General features: G+C 36.0%; 23 protein-coding genes. 11 read left to right on the top strand and 12 right to left on the bottom strand.

Translation table 11 applies throughout. The features are described 5' to 3' along the window. The first annotated feature begins 3 nt into the window (after nt 1–3). The 5 genes from ACU8DI_RS14285 (at nt 4) to ACU8DI_RS14265 (ending at nt 2,516) form a co-directional block, all read left to right on the top strand. A complete protein-coding gene (locus ACU8DI_RS14285) occupies nt 4–417 on the top strand; it encodes a response regulator transcription factor (protein WP_447113467.1) in 414 nt (137 codons plus the stop codon). Between the two features lie 102 nt (nt 418–519). After that, nucleotides 520–1,026, top strand: coding sequence for a DUF4199 domain-containing protein (locus ACU8DI_RS14280; protein ID WP_447113466.1), 507 nt, complete (start codon nt 520–522; stop codon nt 1,024–1,026). Between the two features lie 11 nt (nt 1,027–1,037). Continuing rightward, nucleotides 1,038–1,496, top strand: coding sequence for a DUF1801 domain-containing protein (locus tag ACU8DI_RS14275; protein ID WP_447113465.1), 459 nt, complete (start codon nt 1,038–1,040; stop codon nt 1,494–1,496). Nucleotides 1,497–1,500: 4 nt separating this feature from the next. Next, nucleotides 1,501–1,887 carry a VOC family protein gene (locus tag ACU8DI_RS14270; RefSeq protein ID WP_447113464.1) on the top strand — a complete coding sequence of 129 codons (387 nt, stop codon included), beginning with the start codon at nt 1,501–1,503 and terminating at the stop codon, nt 1,885–1,887. A gap of 149 nt (nt 1,888–2,036) precedes the next feature. Continuing rightward, complete coding sequence (locus ACU8DI_RS14265) at nt 2,037–2,516, top strand: YtxH domain-containing protein (RefSeq protein ID WP_447113463.1); 480 nt, start codon at nt 2,037–2,039, stop codon at nt 2,514–2,516. A 63-nt stretch (nt 2,517–2,579) separates the two neighbouring features. Here the strand turns inward: ACU8DI_RS14265 and ACU8DI_RS14260 are convergent, their stop codons facing one another. From ACU8DI_RS14260 to ACU8DI_RS14245, 4 genes are read right to left on the bottom strand one after another with little or no spacing between them, the layout of a single operon-like run. Further along, nucleotides 2,580–3,635 (bottom strand): carboxypeptidase-like regulatory domain-containing protein, encoded by a 1,056-nt coding sequence (locus tag ACU8DI_RS14260; protein ID WP_447113462.1) that lies wholly within the window; start codon nt 3,633–3,635, stop codon nt 2,580–2,582. Continuing rightward, on the bottom strand, nt 3,625–5,460 hold the full coding sequence (locus ACU8DI_RS14255; RefSeq protein ID WP_447113461.1) for a GNAT family N-acyltransferase: 1,836 nt from the start codon (nt 5,458–5,460) through the stop codon (nt 3,625–3,627). Before ACU8DI_RS14255 ends, ACU8DI_RS14260 begins: the two co-directional genes overlap by 11 nt. 22 nt (nt 5,461–5,482) lie before the next feature. Continuing rightward, a complete protein-coding gene (locus tag ACU8DI_RS14250) occupies nt 5,483–6,733 on the bottom strand; it encodes an aspartate kinase (protein WP_447113460.1) in 1,251 nt (416 codons plus the stop codon). A 1-nt stretch (nt 6,734) separates the two neighbouring features. Continuing rightward, nucleotides 6,735–7,214: an N-acetyltransferase family protein gene (locus ACU8DI_RS14245; protein WP_447113459.1), complete on the bottom strand. Its 480-nt coding sequence runs from the start codon at nt 7,212–7,214 to the stop codon at nt 6,735–6,737. Between the two features lie 115 nt (nt 7,215–7,329). On the opposite strand from ACU8DI_RS14245, the gene fbp reads away from it, so the two are divergent. Further along, nucleotides 7,330–8,334: a class 1 fructose-bisphosphatase gene (gene fbp, locus ACU8DI_RS14240; RefSeq protein WP_447113458.1), complete on the top strand. Its 1,005-nt coding sequence runs from the start codon at nt 7,330–7,332 to the stop codon at nt 8,332–8,334. Nucleotides 8,335–8,382: 48 nt separating this feature from the next. Here the strand turns inward: fbp and ACU8DI_RS14235 are convergent, their stop codons facing one another. Further along, on the bottom strand, nt 8,383–8,820 hold the full coding sequence (locus ACU8DI_RS14235) for a tellurite resistance TerB family protein (protein ID WP_447113457.1): 438 nt from the start codon (nt 8,818–8,820) through the stop codon (nt 8,383–8,385). Between the two features lie 97 nt (nt 8,821–8,917). Between ACU8DI_RS14235 and mfd the strand changes: the two genes are divergently transcribed. From mfd to ACU8DI_RS14220, 3 genes are read left to right on the top strand one after another with little or no spacing between them, the layout of a single operon-like run. Beyond that, nucleotides 8,918–12,247 (top strand): transcription-repair coupling factor, encoded by a 3,330-nt coding sequence (mfd, locus tag ACU8DI_RS14230; protein WP_447113456.1) that lies wholly within the window; start codon nt 8,918–8,920, stop codon nt 12,245–12,247. Then, nucleotides 12,244–13,113: a DMT family transporter gene (locus ACU8DI_RS14225; protein ID WP_447113455.1), complete on the top strand. Its 870-nt coding sequence runs from the start codon at nt 12,244–12,246 to the stop codon at nt 13,111–13,113. The genes mfd and ACU8DI_RS14225 overlap by 4 nt, the downstream gene beginning before the upstream one ends. Nucleotides 13,114–13,173: 60 nt before the next feature. Then, nucleotides 13,174–14,484, top strand: coding sequence for a TlpA family protein disulfide reductase (locus ACU8DI_RS14220; protein WP_447113454.1), 1,311 nt, complete (start codon nt 13,174–13,176; stop codon nt 14,482–14,484). Nucleotides 14,485–14,532: 48 nt separating this feature from the next. Here ACU8DI_RS14220 and lysM read toward each other — a convergent pair whose 3' ends face one another. Together lysM and ACU8DI_RS14210 are read right to left on the bottom strand one after the other, a co-directional pair. Next, nucleotides 14,533–15,042 carry a peptidoglycan-binding protein LysM gene (gene lysM / locus ACU8DI_RS14215; protein WP_447113453.1) on the bottom strand — a complete coding sequence of 170 codons (510 nt, stop codon included), beginning with the start codon at nt 15,040–15,042 and terminating at the stop codon, nt 14,533–14,535. Between the two features lie 217 nt (nt 15,043–15,259). Then, the gene (locus ACU8DI_RS14210; RefSeq protein ID WP_447113452.1) at nt 15,260–16,210 is read right to left on the bottom strand and encodes a nicotinic acid mononucleotide adenyltransferase; all 951 of its coding nucleotides are present in this window, start codon (nt 16,208–16,210) and stop codon (nt 15,260–15,262) included. Nucleotides 16,211–16,342: 132 nt separating this feature from the next. On the opposite strand from ACU8DI_RS14210, the gene ACU8DI_RS14205 reads away from it, so the two are divergent. Continuing rightward, nucleotides 16,343–17,344, top strand: coding sequence for an NAD(P)H-dependent glycerol-3-phosphate dehydrogenase (locus ACU8DI_RS14205; protein ID WP_447113451.1), 1,002 nt, complete (start codon nt 16,343–16,345; stop codon nt 17,342–17,344). 2 nt (nt 17,345–17,346) lie between these two features. Here the strand turns inward: ACU8DI_RS14205 and ACU8DI_RS14200 are convergent, their stop codons facing one another. From ACU8DI_RS14200 to ACU8DI_RS14190, 3 genes are all read right to left on the bottom strand, one after another. Beyond that, on the bottom strand, nt 17,347–17,742 hold the full coding sequence (locus ACU8DI_RS14200; protein ID WP_447113450.1) for a hypothetical protein: 396 nt from the start codon (nt 17,740–17,742) through the stop codon (nt 17,347–17,349). 3 nt (nt 17,743–17,745) lie between these two features. Next, on the bottom strand, nt 17,746–18,765 hold the full coding sequence (gene pheS / locus ACU8DI_RS14195; protein WP_447113449.1) for a phenylalanine--tRNA ligase subunit alpha: 1,020 nt from the start codon (nt 18,763–18,765) through the stop codon (nt 17,746–17,748). Between the two features lie 145 nt (nt 18,766–18,910). Then, nucleotides 18,911–19,267, bottom strand: a complete 357-nt coding sequence (locus ACU8DI_RS14190) for a hypothetical protein (protein ID WP_447113448.1) — start codon at nt 19,265–19,267, stop codon at nt 18,911–18,913. Nucleotides 19,268–19,379: 112 nt separating this feature from the next. Between ACU8DI_RS14190 and ACU8DI_RS14185 the strand changes: the two genes are divergently transcribed. After that, a complete protein-coding gene (locus ACU8DI_RS14185; protein ID WP_447113447.1) occupies nt 19,380–19,913 on the top strand; it encodes a CvpA family protein in 534 nt (177 codons plus the stop codon). Nucleotides 19,914–19,963: 50 nt separating this feature from the next. On the opposite strand, the gene ACU8DI_RS14180 is transcribed toward ACU8DI_RS14185, so the two are convergent. Further along, nucleotides 19,964–20,593: a carbonic anhydrase family protein gene (locus tag ACU8DI_RS14180; protein ID WP_447113446.1), complete on the bottom strand. Its 630-nt coding sequence runs from the start codon at nt 20,591–20,593 to the stop codon at nt 19,964–19,966. Nucleotides 20,594–20,611: 18 nt separating this feature from the next. Beyond that, nucleotides 20,612–22,480: a SulP family inorganic anion transporter gene (locus ACU8DI_RS14175; RefSeq protein WP_447113445.1), complete on the bottom strand. Its 1,869-nt coding sequence runs from the start codon at nt 22,478–22,480 to the stop codon at nt 20,612–20,614. Nucleotides 22,481–22,579 lie beyond the last annotated feature (99 nt).

Below are 22,579 nucleotides of genomic sequence, written 5' to 3'. Positions count from 1 at the left end.
ATTGTGAAAAAAACTGTTCTCGTTTTTGGAGTCCTCATTTTAAGCCTTTTGTTATTATTTCAGTTTAGCAAATATGCTGTTATTTCCGGTAATCTTCGTTCAGAGTGGACCATTGCTTTAATTGCTGTTGTTTTCTTTTTTGTGGGTGTATATCTCAATAAAAAAAGCCTTCAAAAAAAACCAATAGTCACGCATACAATCAATCATAAAAAAATTGAAGAACTCGATATAAGTAAACGTGAATACGACGTGCTGTTGGGAATTTCCGAAGGTCTTTCGAATAAGGAAATTGGTGAAAAACTGTTTGTATCTGAAAGTACCGTAAAAACCCATGTTTCCAATCTCCTTTCTAAACTGAATGCTAAACGACGAACTCAAGCGTTGCAGATCGCAAAAAACCTCCAGATTATTAAATAATGGTAAAAAAGTACTTTTTGATGACCTGTTTGGTACTAAAGTATGAGTACTAATTGCCTGACTCCTCTTAGTTTTGAATCGTAATTATTATACAGGTATCTCATGAAAAATACAGTTATTAAATTCGGACTTTACGGTTGCACACTTGCCATCGTATTATTTTTATTGGCACTTGTCTTCGGTAATGGCCTGAGTTATTCTACTCAAGAAATTGTTGGTTATGCTACCATGATAGCCTCACTATCTTTTGTTTTCTTTGGCATCAAACATTTTCGAGATCACGTCAATAATGGCACTGTAAGTTTTGGTAAGGCATTACTTATAGGTGTGTTAATTTCTGGAATGGTTGCTATAGGTATCGGCATTGCAGATTATATCTACACCACTCTCATTAACCCAGATTTTGCCAAAGAGTTTTTAGATACATCCATCAAACAACTAGAAACAACCTATTCGGGAACTGAATTACAAACTAAAAAAGCTGAATTAGTTGAGCAAATGAGCGCTTATGGAGGTTCTGGATTTTTAGCATTTATCATGTTTGTAACCGTATTGATTATTGGATTTATCTTATCTTTAATTTCAGCATTAATACTTCAACGTAAATAATATTCATCACTATGCAATATGATGCAACATCTCCTGAAGACTATATCAGTCAAGTTCCACAAGAACGACAAGATACTTTAAAAAAATTAAGAGCGGTCATAAATGCCAATATACCCGAAGGTTTTGAAGAAGGGATAATCTATAAAATGATAGGCTATTATGTCCCTCATTCCATATATCCAGACGGATACCATTGCGACCCAAAAACACCACTGCCTTTTATGAGTTTTGCATCTCAAAAAAACTCGATTAATTTATATCATAGTGGTATTTATGCTAAAAAAGAGTTGCATGACTGGTTTGTGTCTGAATATCCAAAACATTGTAAGCGTAAATTGGATATGGGCAAAAGTTGTATCCGCTTTAAATATTTAGATGATATTCCGTTTGACCTCATAGCAGAATTATGTCAAAAACTATCGGTAAAGGAATGGATTAAAATTTATGAATCTGCATTAAAAAATAAATAAGAATATGAAAAAACGTGTGACAGGCATAGGAGGCCTATTTTTTAAAACTAAAGATCCTAAAGCTTCAAAAGATTGGTATAAAAAACACCTCGGATTCAACACAGATGATTATGGTTGTACTTTTTGGTGGAAAGATAAAGACGGTAAAGACTGCTCCACACAATGGAGCCCTTTTAAAGATGACACCGGTTATTTTGAACCTTCCAACAAACCATTTATGTTTAATTATCGCGTTGAGAATCTCGTAGAACTTCTGGAAACGCTTAAAAATGAAGGCGTGACCATTATTGGTGAAATGCAAGAATTTGAATACGGTAAATTTGGATGGATCCTAGATAACGACGGTAATAAAATAGAATTATGGGAACCTTCAGATCAAGCTTTCTTATAAGCCTGTAACAAAATTCAGCATTGAACGACTTGTAAATAAAGTAGTTAAATCCAAAATGAAAATCAGGGCGATAATTGAAGCTTATAAAAAAACAATTTTCAAGTTGGTTTTTTTACTAAATTTATAGCATAACCATAAAACCAAAACAAATGTCTGATGATAACAAAAATTTAAGCGATGATCTTAATGATATGATAGATGATGCAAAAGATTCTGCAAGAAAAGCAGGTGATAAGATCAGTAGTTCTGCCAAAGAATTTTCCGAGGACGCCAAGGAATTTGGAAGAGAAACCAGAGAAAAAGCGGATCAATTTAGTGATGACGCAAAACAAGTTTTAAGTGATGGTAAAAACATTGCCATCGTTGCGCACATTACACTCATTGGTTGGATAATCGCTATTGTCATGAATAATTCCAACAAAACGGAATTAGGGTCCTTTTATGTACGTCAAGTACTAGGCATTATGATTGTCGGATTTATTTGTGGCATCATTCCAATTGTTAATTTTATTGCTTGGATTTTACCGTTAGCCATGTGGGTTATGAGTTTAATCGGAGCTTTAAGTGGCGAGAAAAAACCAGTATTCTTGCTTGGAAATCAATTCCAAGAGTGGTTTAAGTCCATATAATAATTAAAAACCAGAATGTATGTTCTGGCTTTTTTATTTACTCTAATGGATAGATATAGATGTTCAATTATCAGCATTGGACAATTCGTAATCTAATGGCAAGGTATCTCCTAAGCGCATAAGCGACATATAGCCACTAAAATACATCGCTTCAATTGGACTGTAATTTCCAAAGCGATTAATGGTAATGGTCGTATTGAAATACGATGAATTGGAAGGATTTTCCTCGGAAGTCAATTGTCTATTTAACAACTCCGATTGGTATTTGTTATTGTACATCACCGAAAGTGGTAATCGAAGTTTCACTTCTACCGCATCCGAATTTTTTATCGATTTTACCGAGATGTATCTCTCTGGATCAACCTTAAATCCTTTACTAAAAATTTGATAGTCCTCTTGTGCTAATTCTTGCTTAGCTAAGGTGCGCATAAAGTGTAACACGGATCCTTTATAAACCTTGTTTCGTTTATTCACAATGGTACTGTCATTGTCAAGGGATTCAAAAAAAGAGGTGCCTGTATAGATAAGCGATTCCGGATGAAAATGTTCCGTCTCTAAATTGACATCACCAAAACCCAGAATAAAATCTTTCATTTCAAACTGAATCTTATATTTAAGATTCTCGTTCATGATGATCAAAGGTACTTTGGAGCTTGCCATTAATTGCTTCGTCTTCTTATTGTAACGTAAGGTCAAATCATCTTCGTTTAAAATTTTGCAAGATCTCCCGTTTACTGACTTTCCTAAGAACTGAGATCTAAAAAATTTCAATTTTAACTCTCTAGACATCCCATCATCTGCATAAATAACAACTTCATCCAACATATCATTTTGTTCCTCTAACAACACCTTGTAGAATTGTTTAGGACTGTAGTTGGGTATTGTTAATTTTTGATAGCCCAAAAAGGAAATGATTAATGAGGATTGTAAATCTTGGTCATATTCAATCTCAAATTCACCTTTACTGTTGGTGGATGTCCCAATGGTTGTATTATCATAATAGATGGAAGCGCTTTCAATAGGCGCTTTGGTCTTGGCATCCAAGACGACTCCTTTTAACGTTTGTGAAAAGGAAAACAATGACGTTAATAACGCAACAAAAAATACACTATTCTTCATTATTACCATTAGAAAACTTACGTTCAAGCTCCGCCTGAAATTCTTCCATAACAGGTTTTACGGTACTTTCTGGTAAGTCTGCAATTTTAATATACATTAAACCATCGACAGAATTATTAAACAATGGATCTACGTTAAAGGCCACAAGTCTCGCATTCTGCTTAATATACTTTTTAAGCAATACTGGTAAGCGCAGTGCTCCTGGTTCCACTTCATCGATAATCTTATCAAACTTATTTAAGTCGGCCTCTGTAGAATCAAAGACAAAATCCTTGTCTGCATCTTTTAACTTAACTTTAAATTCTTTTTTCGGACGAACATATTGAGCCACATAAGGATCGTAGTAATGAGATTTCATAAACTCGATCATCAAGGATTTAGAAAAATTAGAAAATTGATTACTGATGCTTACACCGCCTATTAAATATTTGTGTTCAGGGTAACGCAATGTCGTGTGTACAATCCCTTTCCATAATAAGAACAATGGCATAGGCTTTTGTTGATATTCCTTGATAATAAAAGCACGTCCCATTTCTATGGACTCGCTCATCATCTTGTGCAATTCTGGTTCAAATCTAAAAAGATCTTGCAAGTAAAAACCATCGATACCATATCGTGCATAAATTTTTGCGCCTAATCCCATTCGATAGGCACCTGCTATTTGCTGCGTCTCTGTATCCCATAAAAACATGTGATGATAGTAGGTGTCAAAACTATCCAAATCTATGGCTTCATTGGTGCCTTCACCGATTTCCCGAAACGTAATTTCCCGTAATCTCCCTATTTCATGTAGAATATTCGGTATGCGCTTTGCCTCGGTTAAATAAACCTCATAATTTTTACTAATTAAGAGTCTGAAATCTCCCTCACGCAATGCATCAACTTCCGCAGCCATCTTTTCGACACTTACAGAACCTACGATTCTTTTCGGTGGTTTTGCTGGTGGTTTTAATGTATTGGAAAGATTATCCAAAATTTTAGGTTTGTCTTCAAACGCATTAGAAAGCATGTAGGTCTTACGTCTTAAAAATTCAGAGAATTCTGCAATGGTGGATTGTTCCTTTTGATCTGCCACTGTGATAGGTCTACCAATTCGAACTTTGATAACCCGATTCTTTTGAGTCAATAATTCAGACGGTAATTTTGCGGTTCTGAAGGTGTCACTTATTTTGGACAATTTATAAAACAACTTACTGTTTTTTGCGTGAAAGTATATAGGAACAACAGGTACTTCGGCTTTTTTAATAAGTTTCATAGCCGCTTCTTCCCAAGGCTTATCAACCACCAACTTACCATCTCTATAGGTCGAAACCTCTCCTGCAGGAAATACGCCTAAAGGGTGACCATCCTTTAAATGCAGCAACGCATTTTTAAAACCAGCTATGCTTGATTTAACATCCTTTCTATCTTCAAAAGGATTTACAGGCATGATATAGGGTTTCAATGGTTCGATACGATGCAATAGAAAATTGGCAATGATTTTAAAATCCTTACGTTGCTCAATCATAAATTTGAGTAGCAAAATGCCATCGATACCACCTAGTGGGTGATTGGAAACTGTGATATATGCACCATCTTTAGGTAATCGTTTTAAATCTTCCTCTGGTATTTCAAATTTAATTTGAAAATCATCTAAAATAGCGTTCAGAAACTCCCCATCACTGAGGTGTTTATGCCGCTTGTAAATACGATTAAGTGTGGAAATCTTTAATACCTTCATAAGTAACCATCCTGCGAAGGTTCCAACAAAACCGTATTTATCAGCTTTGATGGCTTTAGCAACTTCTTTTGCGGTAACTAATCCGGTATCTTGTGGTTTGGTCATAAGTGTAAAAGTACTAAATAAACTATTTAGTTACTATTTGTATTGTTTCTTGTGTTAATTGCTTAAGCAAGAGCTTTTTACCTTTCTCTATCGACGCCACTGCTTGTTCGTTGTAATGTCTTACTGTATAAAGACTGACGTTTTCATAAGCTGTGACTTTAAATTTTGCCTTGAGATGTTGCAGCAAACGTTCAAGGTTATTATAGGAGTTCTCAAAACATACTGAAAAACTAATTGCGGAATTTTGAATGACGTCCACCTTCATTTTATATAAATGTAACAACTTAAATATTTCACTGATATTTTCCTCAACAATATAACTAAAATCCAACGATGATAAAGACACTAACACTTGATCCTTCTTTACAATATAACAGGGAATATTTGGTTCTAAACCAGAGCCTTTACCTACGCAGGTTCCCGCATTTTTAGGGTTCAAAAACGATTTGACATGTAAGGGGATTTCCTTTTGTTGTAATGGCTGCAAGGTTTTTGGATGGATGACGGAAGCACCATAAAAAGCGAGCTCTATCGCTTCCCTATATGAGATTGTATGTAGCAATTGTGCATTTTCAAAATAACGCGGATCGGCATTCAATACACCTGGTACATCTTTCCAAATAGTCACGCTTTCAGCATTTAAGCAATAAGCAAAAATAGCGGCCGTGTAATCACTTCCTTCTCGTCCTAATGTTGTCGTAAAATTATTGGCATCACTTCCTAAGAACCCTTGGGTAATATTCAAAACGGAGGTATCAAAATTCTGTTTTATGTTGCTTAATGTTTGCTCCCAGTCAACATTGGCTCGTCGATAATAATCATCGGTCTTAATAAACTCACGAACATCCAGCCACTGATTCTTAAGGCCGCTATCATTGAGGTAAGCACTAACAATCGTTGTAGACACTAACTCTCCATATCCAATCACCTGGTCATAAACAAAATTATAGTCGGGAGATTTGTTTTTTGATAAGAAATAATCAAGATCTTCAAAAATGGAGGACACGCTTTTAAAAACGGGATGTTGTGTGTTATCAAAAAGGTCGAGCAAGATCTGGTTGTGAAATTTTTTTACGTCTTGTATGGCACTTTGCAATTCTTGTTTATGATCGAAATAATTTTTTATCACGACTTCAAGTGCATTTGTCGTTTTACCCATAGCAGACACTATCACAAGGGTCTTTTCATGTCCTACTTGTGATAAGACTGAAGCCAAATTTTTAACACCTTCAGCATTTTTTACTGAAGCTCCACCAAATTTAAATACACGCATGTTATCGACTCGCTATATAATTATTCATATGATCTTCATTGAGGTGAACTACGTTCCAATCGCGCTTCACATCTGCCCCTTTCTTTTCGTAAAATTCAATCGCTGAATCATTCCAATCCAAGACCTCCCAAGAGATACGTTTCACACCTAATTCCTTTCCATAGTTTACGACTTCATCTAAAAGAGCGGTACCCATTCCAGATCCTCTTTGTTCTTGACTTACTACCAAATCTTCAAGATGGAGCACTTTGCCTTTCCAAGTTGAAAATCGATGATACACCAATGCCATACCTTCTACCTTGCCATCCTGCTCAGCAACAAAGCAAGTAAAGGCTTTAGGTTCCTGAAATCCTGCCTTTATTAAATCCGCGACAGAAACTTCAACAGCATCGGGTTCCTTTTCAAAAATGGCCAGTTCCACTATCAATTCATGAACTCTAGGCATGTCATTTTGGGTCGCTTTACGAATGGAAAAAGTCATAAATTTTCTTTAGCCCAAATATAGTTTAAACTGAATAATTTTATCTCACAAATAATCTACTATATCGTTGTAGTTGATTAAAAAAATAAGATATTTGCAGAAACAGCCACACCAGATGACACGAAAAAACAAGACCTTAGGTGAATTTATTATTGAAAACCAATCCTCCTTTAAATACACTTCTGGCGAATTATCTCGTTTAATTAATTCCATTCGATTAGCGGCAAAAGTGGTGAACCATGAAGTGAATAAAGCGGGTCTGGTAGATATTATAGGTGCAGCTGGAGATACTAATATTCAAGGTGAGAATCAGCAAAAATTGGATGTTTATGCCAATGAAAAGTTCATTCAAACCATGACGAAACGCAACATTGTTTGCGGAATTGCGAGTGAAGAAGAAGACGATTTTATCTCTATTAATAGTCAAGATGAAAACCATCAGAATAAATATGTGGTGTTAATTGACCCCTTAGATGGCTCCTCAAATATTGATGTCAATGTGTCGGTTGGAACTATTTTCTCAATCTACAGGCGTGTAACACCTGTTGGTACACCAGTAACCATAGAAGATTTTTTGCAAAAAGGGAGTCAGCAAGTAGCGGCTGGATATATAGTCTATGGAACTTCTACCATGATTGTTTATACCACTGGTGATGGTGTGAATGGGTTTACATTGAATCCTGCCATAGGGACTTTTTATTTATCGCATCCCGATATGCAATTTCCAGAAGATGGTAAAATATATTCAGTGAATGAAGGGAATTACATCCACTTTCCACAAGGCATTAAAAACTATATCAAGTATTGTCAAATGGAAGAAGGTGATCGTCCGTATACCAGTCGATATATTGGGTCTTTAGTATCAGATTTTCACCGAAATATGATTAAAGGTGGTATCTATCTCTACCCTAAAAGCTCTCAAAATGCCAAAGGAAAACTCCGTTTACTGTACGAGTGCAACCCAATGGCTTTTATCGCAGAACAAGCTAACGGAAAGGCTAGTGATGGTTTTAATAGGATTATGGACATTCAGCCGACAGAACTTCATGAGCGTGTCCCATTTATTTGCGGCAGTAAAAACATGGTAGAAAAAGCAGAAGAGTTTATGCGCAATGCATAAAAAAAGCCACTAGATAGTGGCTTTGTTATTTGTTGCAATCGAAATTGATTATCTATTCATTGTTTTAATCTCCTCGGTAAAGGTATCTAAATCCACACCGTTACTCACTAAAGTTAAGGCTTTGTCTACCACATATTTCACGTTTTCAGTAGAAAATCCTAAACCTACGGCAATTTTACGTAAGACAATTTCTTCGTGATCGCCTTTGATATGATCAACATAAACCATACGTGCCAAATCAAATAAGCGCTCTAATCTTAAGTCATAAGATGTTGGTGGGTTAATTGGATGTGATTTGTAATCTTTTAATATTAACTTGTAATCAGACTCACTAATATCCAAATTTCGAGCTAAACGATCTAAAAACGCTTGCTCTTCCTCTGTTATAATTCCGTCGTCCATAGCAACCCTAACGATAGCCGCAAAATGGTCTTCGTTACGTTTTTTAAATCCGCTATCAAATAAATCTGAAAATGAAAATGACATATTGTTTTTTTTTTAGTGGCACAAAGATAGTTTTATTAATACATTTTAACAATAAGCAATGGCACAAAAATTTTATATTTGCACAAAATAAAATGTCTTGAGTAAACCCCTTCTCTCGCAAACGTATGCACAGGCTTTGCAAGCGCAAAATCTGCCAACTGCTATTGCCCAAACGGAAGCAAAATTACATGTAAAAGGCCTTGTTGGATCTTCATTGTCTCTAGTGATTAGCGAAGCTTTCAAAGCCACGGAATTACCATTTCTGTTGGTGTTTGATGACAAAGAAGAAGCCGCTTTTTATTTAAACGATCTTGAGGTACTACTCAACGACAAAGATGTCTTATTTTATCCAGGCAGCTATCGTAGACCTTATCAAATTGAGGAGACGGATAACGCAAATGTCCTTCTAAGGGCAGAGGTTTTAAACAGAATCAATTCTAGGAAAAAACCGGCCATTATCGTGACGTATCCAGATGCGCTGTTTGAGAAGGTTGTTACGCGTCGCGAACTTGAAAAAAACACCTTAAAAATTGCCGTTAACGATGAATTATCAATTGATTTTGTAAATGAGGTCTTATTTGAATACCAATTTAAACGCGTCGATTTTGTGACGGAACCTGGTGAATTTTCAGTAAGAGGTGGCATCGTAGATGTGTTTTCTTTTTCTCATGACGAACCTTATCGTATCGAGTTTTTTGGGGATGAAGTGGATAGCATTCGTACCTTCGATGTGGAAACACAGCTCTCAACAGAGCAGATAAAAAAGATCGGGATTATTCCCAATGTCGCGAATAAATTTTTGGAAGAAAGTCGGCAAAGCTTCTTGAAGTACATTGCACATAAAACCGTTGTTTTTTCTAAAAATTCCGATTTCCTATTTTCTAGAATTGATGAATTCTTCGAAAAAGCGGTAGAGGCTTTTCATAATTTATCTTCAGAATTAAAGCATTCCAAACCAGAAGAACTATTCTGTAATTCCGAAGTTCTAAAACGACAATTACAAGAATTTCGATTAATAGAATTTGGAACCACTAGTTATTTTTCAGGTAAGAGTATCACGTTTAATACCACACCTCAACCTTCTTTCAATAAGCAGTTTGATTTAATTATTGAAGATTTGAATAGGCATCATAAAAAAGGGTATAAAAACTATATTGTTTGCTCAAGCGAACAGCAAGCAAAACGTTTCCATGATATCTTTGAAGATGTAGACGAAGATGTCCATTACCAAACTATTGTTCTATCACTCTATCAAGGGTTTATAGACCACGATCAAAAGATCACTTGCTATACCGATCACCAACTTTTTGAACGCTATCACAAGTTCCATCTAAAAAATGGTTATGCGAAAAAACAAGCCATTACCTTAAAAGAATTGACCAATTTGGATATCGGTGATTATGTGACACATATTGATCATGGTATTGGAAAGTTTGGTGGCCTTCAAAAAATTGACGTGGAAGGCAAAAAGCAAGAAGCCATAAAATTAGTCTACGGTGAACGTGATGTGTTATATCTAAGTATCCATTCCTTACATAAAATCACTAAGTTCAATGGGAAGGATGGGAAACCTCCAAAAGTCTACAAGCTAGGTAGTAAAGCCTGGAAAACCTTAAAGCAGAAAACAAAATCTCGTGTCAAGGAAATAGCTTTCAATCTTATAAAAGTATATGCTAAACGTAAATTGGAAAAAGGATTTCAATACCGACCTGATAGTTATTTACAACATGAATTAGAAGCCTCTTTTATTTATGAGGACACGCCAGATCAGATTAGTTCTACAGCCGATATCAAAGCTGATATGGAAAGTGAACGACCAATGGATCGCCTTGTATGTGGCGATGTTGGTTTTGGTAAAACGGAAGTAGCCATAAGAGCAGCATTTAAAGCGGTAGATAATGGTAAACAAGTTGCTGTTTTGGTTCCAACCACGATTCTAGCGTATCAACATCATAAAACATTTACGGAACGACTCAAGGATTTTCCTGTCACAGTAGATTACCTCAATCGATTCAGAACAGCAAAAGAAAAACGTGACACTTTAGAATCACTAGAAAAAGGACATGTAGATATCATTATTGGCACCCATCAGCTTGTCAATAAAAATGTCAAATTCAAAGATTTAGGATTGCTTATTGTAGATGAAGAACAGAAATTTGGCGTTGCGGTTAAGGAAAAATTAAAAACGCTTAAGGATAATGTCGATGTGCTCACACTTACGGCAACACCGATTCCAAGAACATTACAATTCAGCTTGATGGCGGCAAGAGACTTATCGGTAATAACTACGCCTCCACCTAACCGCTATCCGATAGAAAGTCATGTGATTCGTTTTAATGAGGAGTCCATAAGGGATGCTATATCCTATGAAATTCAACGTGGTGGTCAGATATTTTTCATCCATAATCGCATTGAAAACATTAAAGAAGTTGCTGGTTTAATTCAGCGCTTGGTACCCGATGCAAAAATTGGGATTGGACACGGACAAATGGAAGGCAAAAAGCTAGAACAACTCATGTTAGCTTTCATGAATGGTGAATTTGATGTTTTAGTGAGTACAACGATTGTAGAAAGTGGCTTAGACGTGCCTAACGCTAATACTATTTTCATCAATAACGCCAATAATTTTGGTTTGAGTGATTTACATCAAATGCGTGGTCGTGTTGGGAGAAGTAACAAAAAGGCTTTCTGCTATTTTATCACTCCTGAATATTCAGCAATGACTGCTGATGCTAGAAAACGTATCACAGCACTTGAGCAATTTACAGAATTGGGCAGTGGCTTCAATATTGCCATGAAAGATTTGGAAATTAGAGGTGCCGGCGATTTGTTGGGAGGAGAACAAAGTGGTTTTATCAATGATATAGGTTTTGATACCTATCAGAAGATTCTAAATGAAGCCATTGAAGAATTGAAAGAAAATGAGTTTAAAGACCTTTATAAGGATGATGGTAAAGAAAAAGCATATGTAAAAGACATCACAATCGATACCGATTTTGAATTGCTTTTTCCAGATGATTATGTCAATAATATCACAGAACGTCTTAACCTCTATACCAAGCTAAATACGTTAAAAACCGAAGACGAATTACAAAGTTTTGAGTCAGAAATCATCGATCGATTTGGTGAACTCCCAACTTCAGTATCCGATTTATTTGATAGTGTCCGACTAAAATGGATGGCTACCAAAATTGGTTTAGAGAAAATTATTATGAAGAAAGGCCGTTTCATAGGCTATTTTATTAATGATCAACAAAGTCCGTTTTATCAGAGTGATCAGTTCACGAAGGTGCTTCAGTTTGTGCAAACGCGTCCAAAAGATTGCAAAATGAAGGAAAAACAAACACGAAATGGACTTCGTTTATTACTTACATTTGAGCAAATAACTTCAGTAAAACAAGCACTGAATCGCTTAAAAGACATATGAAAGATACACATATCAAACACCTCATTTGGTTGACGGTCGCTACCATCATGATTAGCACCTCTGGACCATTAGGGAAATATATTGATATGCCTACACCAGTCATCATTTGGTGGCGCTGTGCTTTTGCAATGGTCTTTTTGTTTTTGTATTGTAGGTTTCAAAAACTGAAGTTTACCGTATTCTCGAATCAAGACCGCTTGACGTTTATCATTGCAGCGCTCTTTATAGGAGCACATTGGATCACCTATTTCTATGCCTTAAAGTTATCAAATGTTGCTATTGGGATGCTCTCATTGTTTACATTCCCAGTGATAACAGCTATTTTGGAACCTTTATTTACTAAAGTGAGATTTGATCCTATCCATCTATTGCTTGGAGTGGTCGTATTAATTGGCATATACATTTTAGCGCCAGATTTTGATTTAGAAAGCAGTCAATTGCAAGGCATACTTTTCGGACTGCTATCTTCGATTTGTTATGCCCTTAGAAATATCCTGTTGAAAAAAAAGGTATCGAATTACAACGGAAGCTTGCTGATGTTCTATCAGGTACTCATTCTAACCTTTGTATTGTTACCCGTTTTATTCTTTTTAGACACCTCAGGAATTACAGGACAACTTCCATTTGTGTTGACACTGGCATTGGTCACTACAGCTATCGGACATACCATGTTTGTGAACAGTCTCAAATATTTTAAGGTAAGTACTGCAAGCATCATAGGGAGTACACAACCCGTGTTTGGCATTATCATGGCCTATTTTTTCTTGAATGAAATCCCAACATTACATACATTAATTGGTGGAAGCTTGATCATATCCACAGTAATCATAGAAAGTGTACGATCAAAACGATCTATTAAAGAATAAAATTCAGATATTTGGCTTGATATTTGAACTCAGAATGACTCATACTTCAATACAACTCTTATGAAAAAGTATCTTTTGATTCTTGCACTGCTCCCTTCACTACTGATAGCTCAAAAGCAAATAAGCGGTACATTCACACCCGCAGAAGAATTTACCTATGCATTTCTTTACCATGCAACTCCTACAGGTGCTGAATATGTAGATCGTGCAGAATTAGATGATAATGGCCACTTTTCGATTCCTTTGGACAGTACAATGAATCCTGGGATCTATAAAATCATTTATGCACTTCCTCCTGAAGACAATAACTTCGATTTTATTTACAACGGCAAAGAAGCTGTCGCGTTTGATTTTAGCTTGAAAAATGGTCTAGAATTTACGGAGAGTCAAGAAAACAAATTATGGGCTTCCTACATTAAAAGTATGGAGATGGTGAATAGAACGCTTAGTAATTTTTATACACAGGAAAGTACTGATAAAAAGGCCTTTCTTGACATTATAAAAACCTTAAATGATACGCAAAAGGCTTATGAGGAATCGTCTCAAGACTTACTCGCTAATGCCTTTATTAAAGGAAATAAACCTTATATCCCAGAAGATTTTGAAGATCTATCAACCTATTCTAAAAACTTAAAAAGCCATTATCTAGAGCATGTAGACTTCAGTAATACCTTGCTGCAGAGTTCAGATTTTTTAGTGGAACGTGTGATGGCCTATATTTTTGGTATGAACACAAATTCAAACAATGAGGTTTACAAAAAAGATGTTGATGAATTAATGACTCAAATTGGCGAAGGACAGATTCAACTGAAAACAATATTGTTTGAAATGGTTTGGAGACGCTTTACAGCTATGGATAATCCTGAAATGGCCAATTATGTCGCTGACAACTACTTATTGGAACTCGCTCAACAAACCAATTATACCGATTTGACCACCCAATTAATGGCTTATAAAAATGTGACCTTAGGTAGTAAAGCCATAAATTTTGACATTTCTTACAAAGCAAATGGCCAACTCGTTACAACGAGTTTACACGACCTAGATGTAGCAAAACAGTACGTGCTAGTTTTTTGGAGTAGTACTTGCATACATTGTCTTGATGAATTGCCTAAGCTAAAAGATTTTTTATCTGATAAAACTGATATTAAAGTCATCGCATTTGGTATGGAAGACGATGACAGCAACTGGCGACAAAAGATTAAGGAGTTTCCAGATTTTATTCATGTATTAGGTTTAGAAAAATGGAATAACGCTACTGCTGATGCGTATGGTATAGGGTCTACACCAACCTACTTTTTATTAGATAAAGACAAAACCATTACTGCCAAACCTAATGATTTTGAGGACTTAAAAACACTATTGGAATAAAAAAAAGCGCCTCCTATTTGGGCGCTTTTTTTATATCTCGTCTCGCTTTTAATCCAAATTTGGAATACGGAGCACTTGCCCTGGATAAATTTTATCTGGATCTGATAACATCGGTTTATTGGCTTCAAAAATCTCTGGGTATTTCATAGCGTTACCATAGTAATGTTTTGCAATTTTACCTAAGGTATCACCACTCACAACCGTATGGAATTGTGCTTCTGGTTCTGGATTCTCAACTGTCATTTGATCATCTACAGTCGCAATTCCTGCTGTATTTCCAACCACAAGCACGACTTTTTCACGAGTTGCTTGATCGTAAGCCATACCAGACACTCTAGCCATTTCATCGTCTACAAAAACAGTTAAGTTCTCGACCTGTAATTGTAAATCGCGAATGGTCTCTTCTAGATTTCTAGCCGCAGCCTCTTCTATTCTTAGTTCTTCCGCATCTTCAGCTCTTTTGGCTTTTGCTCTTGCCTCAGCAGCTTCTTCTTCTGTTGTTTTTCCTATTCCGAAGACCTTAGCGCCTGCGTTTTTAATAAATGAAAATAGTCCCATGATTGTTAAATGTTTTTATTGTTAATATCGTCTTGTAAAGTTGGCGAAAATCTTTGTCAATTCCAATTATATCACCAAGTTCTATTCTTAGGACACAGATGTCTTTGTGAGGTCACATGTTTGACGGACGCATCTATAAAAAACATATCATAAAAGAAAACGCCCAACTCAAATACATGAGGTGGACGTTTCTGGAAACTAAATAACCAACCAAAATCTAGCTCCTTGTGTTTACCCTTGGATTATCTTTCTTAGGGGTTTTTTGTTTACGTTTCTTTAGCTGTTTAGAGCCTTCAATACGCTTCCCTGAAGCGTCAGTCTCTCGTAAGAACTGAATGTAACCACGGCCTGTAAACTCGTATACGGTTTCTGAGGACGGGTGGAACAATTCAATCCTTTGATCATTAATAACGCTCAATTCAAAGTATTCATTGTCAAAGAAATCATAATCTAGTGTTAATGTTTTTAGATACATGTTGTTACTAATATCTCCAACGCCATACACCCCTGTATAATCCCAGTAAATATTATCTGGATTCCCAATATTCACATCTTGAGAACTTCTAAATTCTGAATCATTACCACCAGCTAAAAACTGTAAGTAGTTTTCGTTATCAAATTCGTTAATCGCTCCCATTTCACTTGTATAGGTTTTTTCCCAAGCTTCATATTCTTGCAGGAAATAATGGATGTTATCATAGAAGACAAAATCATAATCAAAGGTGTTTCTCTGATAGCCGTTCAAGAAATAAGAGGTGTCGTTAAATGGATTATACAATTCGATGGTATTGTTATCAATTTGATAGACATCAAACGTTTCATAACCATCAATATCATGATACACATCTAAAATCATATTATAAGCATCATAGGTCCCAACATCAATTCCAAATCCGTTGCCCTGACTTCCAAAACCTACTAAATTATTATTGGCATAAAGGACACCGTTTCTAAAAGAAATTGTAAACGCAATTTGTAAAAACGGCGTTTCACCATTCCCTAGGGTTTGGTTGATATCTACATACCACAAATCGTAAGAATTCAACAATTGATTTAAAGTCATGTTAGGCTGATTGTTATAATCATGAACTATTACTTCTTCTCTGTAACAAGAAGTGAATAGTGTTGCTATTAAAGCAAATCCTAAAAGTAGTTTTGTCGTTTTCATAATCGTCCGTTTTTCTGATTTCCATTTAATAAGATTCAAAACGCGTGCCAAAAATGAAAGTCTGTGTAAAAGCATACCCTATAAACCCTATATTTTATGTATTTTTGATAGACCAAAATTTTTAATCCATCTATGAGTCAACCATTAAAATATGCTGTTTTTGGTGCAGGAAGCTGGGCCACAGCTATTGTAAAGATGCTCAGTGAAAATTTAGATCACATTGGTTGGTATATGCGAAGTGTCTATACCAAAGAGCACCTCCTCAAAGAGCAGCACAACCCTAGTTATTTAAGTTCTGTAGAATTTAAAACAGAACAACTTAAACTCAGTAATGATATTAATGACATTGCCGAGTGGGCCGATGTACTCATTTTTGTGATTCCATCAGCATTCATGCATTCAGAATTAGAAAAATTAACGGTTGATATTTCTGAAAAAACCATCGTGTCTGCCGTTAAAGGTATCATGCCAGAATCAGGTTTGCTTGTTGGTGAGCATTTTCATGATATTTACAAAATTCCTTTTGAGCATATTGCAGTTATTGCCGGTCCATGCCATGCTGAAGAAGTGGCTTTAGAGCGTTTATCTTATTTAACTATTTCTTGTGCAGATGCCGACAGAGCGCAGATGATTGCTGATGCGCTTTCAAGTGATTATATCAAAACTAAAATTAGTGATGACATTATAGGGACAGAGTACGCCGTAATGTTGAAAAATATTTATGCAATCGCTGCAGGTATCGCACATGGTTTAGGCTACGGTGATAATTTTCAAAGTGTGTTGATGAGCAATGCCATTCGTGAAATGAAGCGTTTTATTAAGAAGATGCACAAAATGAAGCGCAACATTAATAACTCTGCATATCTTGGTGATTTACTTGTGACGGGATATTCAACATTTTCGCGAAACCGTATGTTCGGGAATATGATTGGGAAAGGTTACACGGTAAAATCCGCACAAATGGAAATGAGCATGGTGGCTGAAGGTTATTACGCTACCAAAAGCGCCCATGAACTGAATAAAAAGAATAAGAAAAAAACACAATTACCAATTATCAATGCGGTCTATGAAATTCTCTACGAGAATAAAAACCCAAAAAAAGTCTTTAAAAAATTGACAGATAAATTAGACTAATGCTATTTAACCAACACGCCCTTTAATTGCATTAATGGGAGCGTTTGCAAGGCATTGGCGTTAATGGTATTTTTTCTAAATAGGTAGGTTTTGTCACACATTTGTGTGCCTTCAAAAAATGTCACCTTAAATTCATTATTCAACTGAAGTACGTCATTTTGCATAAATTCTATTTTAGCATAACTTCTTGCTGGCAATAGTTTTATGGTGTGACGCATGACAGGCGTCATTTTATCTTTGGAATAACCTCTAGACACGATGAGTACCGTCTCTAAATCGACATCCTTATTATTGATAATATAGGCATTCCAGTCTTGGGTTTTATATTCAGGGTGTACTTCCTGAACAACAGCCACGAACACATCTTCAACCTTAGGGATTTCAATGTCTTTTTTCATGGCTTAAAGCGCACTCTTGAATTGTTCCAAGAATCTCACATCATTTTCGCTTAACAAACGAATATCACTGATTTGATGCAGAAGTAAGGCAATACGATCGATTCCCATTCCGAATGCAAATCCAGAATATTCTTTTGAATCAATCCCACAGTTTTCTAATACATTAGGATCTACCATACCACAACCCATAATTTCTAACCAACCGGTTCCTTTGGTCATCTTATAATCGGTTTCTGTCTCCAATCCCCAATACACATCAACTTCAGCACTTGGTTCTGTAAATGGGAAATAGGATGGGCGTAAACGTATTTTACTTTTACCGAACATTTCGGTGGTAAAATATTGCAAGGTTTGTTTCAAATCGGCAAAACTCACATCCTTATCGATGTACAGGCCTTCAACTTGGTGAAAGAAACAATGGGAACGCGCAGAAATCGCTTCATTCCTAAAAACACGACCAGGAGAAATCGTTCTGATAGGTGGTTTATTGTTTTCCATGTAGCGCACCTGCACAGAGCTGGTATGTGTTCGTAATAAAATATCAGGATTGGTCTGAATGAAAAACGTATCCTGCATATCACGTGCAGGATGGTACTCTGGTAAATTTAAGGCCGTAAAATTATGCCAGTCATCTTCAATTTCTGGTCCTTCACTCACGTTAAATCCAATACGTGAGAAAATATCTATAATTTGATTTTTTACAATTGAAATAGGATGACGCGCGCCAATCTCTATGGGCTCACCAGGACGCGATAAGTCACCATACACACCTTTAGTGTCTTCTTTGTTTTCTAGTTCTTCTTTTAAGGCATTGACTTTTTCTTCCGCCGTTTTTTTGAGTTGATTAATGGTTTGCCCAAACTCTTTTTTTTGTTCGTTAGCCACATTTTTAAACTCTGCGAAATACTGCTTAAGAAGTCCTTTAGACCCTAAATACTTGATACGAAAAGCTTCAACCTCTTCTTTTGATTGGGTTGAGAAAGCTTCGGCTTCTTCTATGAGTTCTTTAATCTTATCAATCATAATACCTTAAAATGAACCGCAAATTTATGAATTTTATCGAGATATGCGTTAGCGATGGAGGCATTTGTTGAAGCTCTTTTGTTGCTCAAGATGAGCAATTAAAAGCGACTGCCGAGAGCGCGACCCTTCGGGTAACGCCCGAATGCTAATCAATCAATTCGGTTTCTAAAAAATAATTAACGATGGCATCTTTCATAAGAACACTCTGTTCTCCAGCCTTTAAATGGGGTAATGCTTCTTTAACCTTGTAGTGAGGCCACCCATCTTCATCAACAAAATCGAACTCGTAATAACCATAAGGCATTAATAACTTGCAAATGGCAATGTGCATCAAATCTAGTTTATGGTCTTTTTTAAACTTTCGATCCAATTGCCCTAATTCCTGTACACCAATAAGATAAATGATAGCGTCCAAATCTAATGGATCACCATCTGAAAATCGTGCAGATAGTTTTTCGACAACTAGTTCCCAGCGCTGTTTTAATTGTTCGTCTCTTGACATAGGTTTTATTAACAGGTCAATAATTTGCAAAGTTAGTAAACTATACGTTCTCGTTCTGCGTTATTATTTTAAAATGAAAAAAATATGTACGTTTGTTAAAACTGACTAAACTATGGCGTTAATTGATATTATACTTGCTGCCTTATTGCTTTTCGGGCTAATAAGAGGGTTTATGAAAGGGCTCTTTGTGGAAATAGCCTCACTTGTGGCTCTAGTGGCAGGTGTCTATGGTGCTATTCATTTCAGTAATTTTGCTGCGAGCTTTTTAGATAGTAAACTGGATTGGGATGAGAAATACATCAATATTGTAGCCTTTGCTATCACTTTTGTTATTATTGTTCTGGTCATTGCCTTGGCTGGAAAAGCCTTGACCAAACTCGCCGATTTTGCGGCACTTGGCATCTTAAATAAATTACTTGGTGGTGTTTTTGGCGCTTTGAAAATCGGACTCATATTAAGTGTAGTACTCATTGTTTTCGATAATATGAATAATGCCATTCCCTTTGCAGATGAGGAGGATTTAGAAACTTCTATTCTGTACGAACCCGTAAAAGGTCTCGCTCCTATGATTTTTCCAAGTATTCTTAACAAAGGCAAAGAGGGTCTGGATGAAGACAAGGCACTTGAATCTGATTCTCAAGCATAAAAAAACCGCCTAATTGCTTAGGCAGTTTCAAGATTAAAAACCGCTGGCTTTTAAATCATATCTACTTTACCGGTCTGTAAACTGTATACACCTCCTACAATTTGGATTTCACCATTGTCTTCCATTTCTCTTAAAATTTGGCTTTTTTCTCGAATACGATCCATGGTTAACGTCACATTATTCTCTACGGTTTTTGCCACAAATGTTGGATTTGAAGAGTTGGCTTCACCCTCAACCTCATCGGCCGATTTTCTAACAGCTGGCATAATATTTTCTAACATTGCAGTGATGTTTCCCAATTCTACGCCATCACATGCCGCTTTTACGGCGCCACAGCTTTCGTGACCAAGAACAAGGATGAGCTTACTTCCTGCAACTTTACAAGAATATTCTAAACTTCCTAAAATATCTGTGTTTTCAAAATTTCCTGCCACCCTAGCAACAAAAATATCTCCGATGGCTTGGTCTAATACTGTTTCTACAGGTACTCTGGAATCTATACATGACAGCACTACAGCCTTTGGAAATTGCCCACTAATGGTTTGATTCACCAATGCTGAATTATCTGTAGCTTGAGAATTTCCATTTGTAAAACGTTTATTACCTTCTAATAAATCCTGTAACACACTATTAGGTGTTAGGGTGCTTTGTACTTCTTTTGATAATGCTATATTTTTCATTTTTTATGTTGTTTTAAATTAATATTTATCTTTTACATGAGACTTAACCCACTGCATACAGGAATTAAAGTCTTCAAATATATGTTCTAGAGGAATGAGGTCAGGTATAATATCAATACGTTCCATCATGTATTTCGGCTGCTTTAATAAACTAACAAAAAGCACTTTGATCCCTTTCATTTTAAAATTGAGCAGCATATCTTCCATGGCATATAATCCTGACTGATCCATATACTCCATTCTATCCAATCTTAAAATTACGGTTTTAGCAGTTATTGGTATTTGTTCTGATAAGGCTTGAAAATCACTAGTAGATCCAAAAAACAAAGGTCCTTTGAGATGTTTTATAAACACTTCTTCTTTAAGAATTTCCGGAAAATTAATTTCGTCTTGCCATACTTCTTCTTTTAATGATTTCACATCTGATCGTTCCGCAGTTAAATCACCTATTTTTTTCATAAAGAGTAGGGCTGCTATCACTAAACCAATCCCTACTGCATAGACTAAATTCCAAAACGTTGATAGAATTAAAACAACCAACATTATAATAACCTCGGAACTCAACTTTACAGGCCCCAGTTTTAAATCCTTAGGTAAACTTGATATGGCTTTTAAACCTTTATAGTCCATCACTCCAATACCTACCGTAATTAAAATACCTGCTAAAACGGCTGCTGGAATTTGAGAAGCGAGATGTGGTAATCCAGGAATCATTAAAATACTAAAAAGTAATAACCCTGCAATCATACCTGAAAGCTTAGTCTTCCCACCAGAATTAATATTTACAACGGTTCTAATAGTGGCACCTGCTCCTGGAATTCCGCCAAATACGGCTGCTATACTATTACCAATACCTTGACCTACCAATTCTTTATTGGGTTGGTGCTTTGTTTTAGTCATATTATCGGCAACAATACTTGTTAGTAATGAATCAATGGCACCTAAAAACGCTAATGTAAGTGCGGTAAAAATATAAGGGGTTATACTGCTGAGCTGAAAGCTTGTAAAAATTTCGAGATTAGGTAAAGGTAAACCACTAGGTATTTCTTGTATGGCTCTGTAATCTAATCCAAAGCCCACAGCTATACCTGATATAACAATAAGGGCAACTAAGGTACTCGGTACCGTTTTGGTTATCCGTTTAAATCCATATATAATGAAAATGGTACCTAGGGCTAAAAACAACTCTAACCAATTTATATTCTGTATGGCTCTAGGAAAGGCTTTAATTGCACCTAATGCTCCAGAAGTTCTCTTTCCAGCTAAGGTTTGTGATTCTTTTAAAATTGCCTCTTGTGAAATCTGATCAGCTTTAACGATGGTGTTTTCAAAATGTTCAAGTTTCAAAACCCCTTCACCAGCTTCCTCCTTAAGGATATTTTCTAAAATAACTTCTTTCGCTTGTGATTTAAATTGCGCTACATATGCCATGTCTTCTTTTGGATAATATCCTAAAGATGGTAGAATTTGTGTTAGCAAAATAATGACACCTATGGCTGTCATAAATCCAGAAACAACTGGGTAGGGGATGTATTTAATATACATACCTAAGCCTAAGGCTCCTAATCCTATTTGCATGAGACCTGCTAATAAGAAAACAGTCAAAATTATGGGTAGCGCCTTGTTAATGTCGCCATCATTTGAAGCGATAATTCCAGCAATCACAATCATGGACACCGCTGTCATTGGTGCTGTTGGACCAGATATTTGAGTAGGTGTACCACCAAAAATTGAAGCCACAAAACTAATGAAAATGGCACCATATAAGCCAGCACTTGGTCCGAGTCCTGAGGAAACACCAAATGCTAGCGCCAAAGGTAAAGCCACGATACCAGCTGTGATCCCACCAAAAGCATCTCCTTTTATATGAGCAAAAAATGATTTCATATTTATTATAATTCCATTTAGTAAATTACTGCTTTTTTCGTTGTAAAAAGAGCCATTAATAAATTATAAGCATTATGAATATTAGATTTCATTAAATCA

Source organism: Psychroserpens sp. BH13MA-6 (assembly GCF_052983595.1).
The sequence above is the reverse complement of the archived record's forward strand: the minus strand, read 5'-3'. Positions and strand labels throughout refer to the sequence as shown.

Bases quoted from the DNA above. Each gene is read 5' to 3' on its own strand.
- ACU8DI_RS14280 (WP_447113466.1), top strand. From the start codon at position 520: ATGAAAAATACAGTTATTAAATTCGGACTTTACGGTTGCACACTTGCC.
- ACU8DI_RS14275 (WP_447113465.1), top strand. From the start codon at position 1,038: ATGCAATATGATGCAACATCTCCTGAAGACTATATCAGTCAAGTTCCA.
- ACU8DI_RS14270 (WP_447113464.1), top strand. From the start codon at position 1,501: ATGAAAAAACGTGTGACAGGCATAGGAGGCCTATTTTTTAAAACTAAA.
- ACU8DI_RS14265 (WP_447113463.1), top strand. From the start codon at position 2,037: ATGTCTGATGATAACAAAAATTTAAGCGATGATCTTAATGATATGATA.
- ACU8DI_RS14260 (WP_447113462.1), bottom strand. From the start codon at position 3,635: ATGAAGAATAGTGTATTTTTTGTTGCGTTATTAACGTCATTGTTTTCC.
- ACU8DI_RS14255 (WP_447113461.1), bottom strand. From the start codon at position 5,460: ATGACCAAACCACAAGATACCGGATTAGTTACCGCAAAAGAAGTTGCT.
- ACU8DI_RS14250 (WP_447113460.1), bottom strand. From the start codon at position 6,733: ATGCGTGTATTTAAATTTGGTGGAGCTTCAGTAAAAAATGCTGAAGGT.
- ACU8DI_RS14245 (WP_447113459.1), bottom strand. From the start codon at position 7,214: ATGACTTTTTCCATTCGTAAAGCGACCCAAAATGACATGCCTAGAGTT.
- fbp (WP_447113458.1), top strand. From the start codon at position 7,330: ATGACACGAAAAAACAAGACCTTAGGTGAATTTATTATTGAAAACCAA.
- ACU8DI_RS14235 (WP_447113457.1), bottom strand. From the start codon at position 8,820: ATGTCATTTTCATTTTCAGATTTATTTGATAGCGGATTTAAAAAACGT.
- ACU8DI_RS14225 (WP_447113455.1), top strand. From the start codon at position 12,244: ATGAAAGATACACATATCAAACACCTCATTTGGTTGACGGTCGCTACC.
- ACU8DI_RS14220 (WP_447113454.1), top strand. From the start codon at position 13,174: ATGAAAAAGTATCTTTTGATTCTTGCACTGCTCCCTTCACTACTGATA.
- lysM (WP_447113453.1), bottom strand. From the start codon at position 15,042: ATGGGACTATTTTCATTTATTAAAAACGCAGGCGCTAAGGTCTTCGGA.
- ACU8DI_RS14210 (WP_447113452.1), bottom strand. From the start codon at position 16,210: ATGAAAACGACAAAACTACTTTTAGGATTTGCTTTAATAGCAACACTA.
- ACU8DI_RS14205 (WP_447113451.1), top strand. From the start codon at position 16,343: ATGAGTCAACCATTAAAATATGCTGTTTTTGGTGCAGGAAGCTGGGCC.
- ACU8DI_RS14200 (WP_447113450.1), bottom strand. From the start codon at position 17,742: ATGAAAAAAGACATTGAAATCCCTAAGGTTGAAGATGTGTTCGTGGCT.
- pheS (WP_447113449.1), bottom strand. From the start codon at position 18,765: ATGATTGATAAGATTAAAGAACTCATAGAAGAAGCCGAAGCTTTCTCA.
- ACU8DI_RS14190 (WP_447113448.1), bottom strand. From the start codon at position 19,267: ATGTCAAGAGACGAACAATTAAAACAGCGCTGGGAACTAGTTGTCGAA.
- ACU8DI_RS14185 (WP_447113447.1), top strand. From the start codon at position 19,380: ATGGCGTTAATTGATATTATACTTGCTGCCTTATTGCTTTTCGGGCTA.
- ACU8DI_RS14180 (WP_447113446.1), bottom strand. From the start codon at position 20,593: ATGAAAAATATAGCATTATCAAAAGAAGTACAAAGCACCCTAACACCT.
- ACU8DI_RS14175 (WP_447113445.1), bottom strand. From the start codon at position 22,480: ATGAAATCATTTTTTGCTCATATAAAAGGAGATGCTTTTGGTGGGATC.